This window comes from Microbacterium sp. zg.Y909 (genome assembly GCF_024626565.1).
Genome location: NZ_JANJFJ010000638.1, coordinates 1 through 1,455, shown reverse-complemented (window position 1 = coordinate 1,455; position 1,455 = coordinate 1). Strand labels below are relative to the sequence as shown.

At 69.3% G+C, this 1,455-nt stretch carries 2 protein-coding genes and 1 pseudogene; 2 read left to right on the top strand and 1 reads right to left on the bottom strand.

Annotated elements, in window-relative coordinates:
* Positions 1 to 116 precede the first annotated feature (116 nt).
* Positions 117 to 425 carry a DUF2470 domain-containing protein gene (locus NQ160_RS23680; RefSeq protein ID WP_257517437.1) on the top strand — a complete coding sequence of 103 codons (309 nt, stop codon included), beginning with the start codon at positions 117 to 119 and terminating at the stop codon, positions 423 to 425.
* Positions 426 to 500: 75 nt separating this feature from the next.
* Positions 501 to 1,157: a biliverdin-producing heme oxygenase gene (locus NQ160_RS23675; protein WP_257517436.1), complete on the top strand. Its 657-nt coding sequence runs from the start codon at positions 501 to 503 to the stop codon at positions 1,155 to 1,157.
* Between the two features lie 32 nt (positions 1,158 to 1,189).
* On the opposite strand, the pseudogene NQ160_RS23670 reads toward NQ160_RS23675, so the two are convergent.
* Positions 1,190 to 1,455, bottom strand: a pseudogene (locus NQ160_RS23670) (helicase C-terminal domain-containing protein); the annotation flags it as partial.

Sequence of the window (1,455 nt, the reverse complement as noted above, 5' to 3'; positions counted from 1 at the left end):
GCGGTCACGACGCGCCGTGCGCGGCTGATGTGCGGCATCCAAACCCCCGAAAAGTCTCCCTACGATTCAAACACACCCCGGCGTCCGCCCCCGTACGGCTCACCTAGCCTGGGGTCATGCCGCATACCTTCGACGACGCCACCCTGGTGGGCGTGCTCCGGCACATGAACGACGACCACACCGACGACAGCCTGCTGATCGCGCGCGCATCCGGGTGCCCCGACGCCGTACAGGCGACCATGGCCGGCTTCGACGGCGACGGCGGCGACTGGGTGGCCGTGCGGGCCGACGGGTCGGCACGGTCGGTGCGCGTGGGGTGGCTCCACGCGCCCATCGCCGAGCGCCGCGACGTTCGCCGCGAGATCGTGGCCCTGTACGACGCCGCTTGCGCCGCGCTCGGGGTCGAACCGCGGCCCCACAGCTGACAGCGGCCCAGACAACCGGATGCCACCTGAATAAAAAGCTTCAGGTTAGCTGAGCCTTGGTCATACGATGAGGGCATGTCCGAGCCGATCGCCTTCTCCACCGCACTGCGCGAGCGTTCCACCGGCGCCCACTCCGGCAGCGAGAGCGCGGGATTCATGGCCGACCTCATCAAGGGCGATGGCACCCGCGAGGATTACATCGCCCTCGTCGCGCAGCACTGGTTCATCTACGAAGCCCTCGAGGCGGCCACTGAACGCATGAAGGCCGATCCGGTGGCATCCGTGTTCATCAGCGACCGTCTCACGCGCCTGCCCGCCCTCGAAGCGGACCTCGAGTTCCTGCTGGGCGCCGACTGGCGCACGCAGATCCAGCCGCTGCCGACGACGCAGCGCTATGTCGAGCGCATCCGGGCGGTCGGTGCGACCTGGGCCGGGGGCTTCGTCGCCCACCACTACACCCGATACCTCGGCGACCTCTCCGGAGGCCTGTTCATCGGCCGGCTGATGGCTCGCCGGTTCGGCTTCGAGACGAACGGCATCGGGTTCTACCTCTTCGACGCGATCGCCGACCCGAAGGCCTTCAAGGACGTCTATCGCGAGCAGTTGGATGCCGCACCGTGGGACGACGCCGAGAAGGAGCGCGTCATCGCCGAGGTGCTGCAGGCCTACCGGTTCAACACCGAGCTGTTCGAGGATCTGGCCCGCGCGAAGGCCGGCATCCTCGTCGCCTGACCCGCCGGGCACGCCCCGCCGCGACGGCGCCGTCAGGCGCGCGGGCGCATGAAGCGACGCACGTCCGGATCGACGCGGATGTCGCTGGGGCGCAGCGGCCGGGTCAGGTACAGCCCCTCGAGGCTCGTCAGCCGCGACAGTGCGACGTAGGTCTGGCCGGGGGCGAAGGCGCCCGAGCCCAGGTCGATGATCGCGCGCTCGTAGGTCTTGCCCTGCGACTTGTGGATCGTCACGGCCCACGCCAGCCGCAGCGGGAACTGCGTGAACTCCGCGACGATGTCGCGGGAGAGCGCCTTGG

Bases quoted from the DNA above. Each gene is read 5' to 3' on its own strand.
- NQ160_RS23675 (WP_257517436.1), top strand. From the start codon at position 501: ATGTCCGAGCCGATCGCCTTCTCCACCGCACTGCGCGAGCGTTCCACC.
- NQ160_RS23680 (WP_257517437.1), top strand. From the start codon at position 117: ATGCCGCATACCTTCGACGACGCCACCCTGGTGGGCGTGCTCCGGCAC.